We start from the raw sequence: 1,678 nt of genomic DNA, 5'->3' as shown, positions 1-1,678 counted from the left end.
CCGTCAAGCGGTAACCAACCCGCGCATGTCAGTCTGACCATCCGCGTCGACGACCACGCCGAACGTCACCAAGCACCGTGCCAAAAGCGAAGTGGCGTCCCCCAACCAGGAGGACGCCACTTCGTCACGCCCCCTTGACAAAAGGGCCTACATATCAGTCGACGTCCGCACCGTGGGGGGTCGGTACGCTCGGCGCATGAGCGTCGATAGCGTGGACCGTCGCGTGTCCCATCGTCCCGGGGAGGCGTCGTCGCCGGCCGCCGAGCTCGTGGGGGACGTCTGGCACCTCCGCACCACCGAGGCGGTGCGCCAGGTACTGCGCGAGAAGGACGCCACCACCCAGGCGGGCTTCAGCGCCGAACTGATGCCGGACAACTTGGGCGAGCGTCCGATCCTGTTCATGGACGGCGACGAGCACCGCAGGCAGCGCACCAAGGTGGCGCGCTTCTTCGCGCCGAAGACGGTCACGAACCGCTACCGCCGTCTCATGGAGGAGCGCGCGGACGCCCTCGTGGCGGACGCCCTCGCGGCGACCACCTTCCGGCTCGACGACCTGAGCCTGCAGTACTCCACCGAGGTGGCGGCCCAGGTGATCGGCCTGACCAACGCCAACGCCAAGGGGATGGCCCGGAGGCTGGAGCGGTTGTTCGCCCAGCCGGACTGGAGCCCCGGCTCCGCCCCGGAGGGACGTCTGAGGAGCGTGTGGCGCTCGGTCCGCAGCCACGCGCCGATGGCGGCCTTCCACCTGGCGGACGTCCGGCCCGCCATCGCGGCGCGCCGCAAGGCGCCGGGTGAGGACGTCATCAGCCACCTGCTCGCCGAGGGCTACCGGGAGCCGGCCATCCTCATCGAGTGCGTCACCTACGGGGCGGCCGGCATGGCGACGACCCGCGAGTTCATCTCCATGACCGTCCTGCACCTGCTCGCGGACGCCGACCTCCGCGCCCGGTACCTGGCCGGCGAGGAGGGGGAGCGGTTCGACATCCTCCACGAGATCCTCCGGCTCGAGCCCATCATCGGGCACCTCTACCGGCGGGCGGCGCGGGACCTCGACCTCACGGTCGACGGGGAGACCGTGGCCATCCGCAGGGGCCAGTTGATCGATCTGTACGTGCGTCAGGCGAACAGCGACGCGTCCACGGTGGGCGAGTGCCCGCTGGACATGCGCCCCGGGCGTCCGCTGCCGCGCGGGATCGGCCCTGAGGTGATGAGTTTCGGCGACGGTCACCACAAGTGCCCGGGCAACTCGCTGGCGATCCAGGAGACCGACATCCTGCTCACGCGGCTGCTCCGCCACGAACTGGTGGTCGCGAAGGCCCCGGTGATGCACTGGGAGGACCTCACCGCCGGCTACGCCCTGCGCGACTTCGTGCTCACGACCCCCAAGCCGCCTCTGCCGGTCCTTGCGGTCAGCGACGAGAGACGAGGACCAGGGTGACGCCGGCCAGGGCGAAGAAGGGTCCGAGGATCGCTAGGAGCCTGCTGAACAATCTGTCCGCGTGCCCACGGGACTGACCGGCAGCTGGCTGGAATTGTTGGGTTGTGCAGGGTGAGTCGAGTCCGCAGCGGGATGTGTTGGACGTGGAGTCGCTGGCGGGGCATTTGTTGCCGGCTGGCAGCGTGTTCCGGTTCTTGGCCGAGCACCGGCACCGCCTGTTCCCGGACGCGTTGTTCGCCG

1 protein-coding gene is annotated in these 1,678 nt (G+C 69.7%); it reads left to right on the top strand.

All coding sequences use genetic code 11. The features are described from left to right. The first annotated feature begins 196 nt into the window (after positions 1-196). Positions 197-1,438: a cytochrome P450 gene (locus H5397_RS17330; protein WP_182818989.1), complete on the top strand. Its 1,242-nt coding sequence runs from the start codon at positions 197-199 to the stop codon at positions 1,436-1,438. The last annotated feature ends 240 nt before the right edge of the window (positions 1,439-1,678 follow it).

The organism is Propioniciclava sp. MC1683 (assembly GCF_014164675.1).
In the GTDB taxonomy this organism is placed as follows: domain Bacteria; phylum Actinomycetota; class Actinomycetes; order Propionibacteriales; family Propionibacteriaceae; genus Propioniciclava.
Note: the sequence above shows the minus strand (reverse complement) of the source record. Positions and strands in the feature narration are given on the sequence as shown.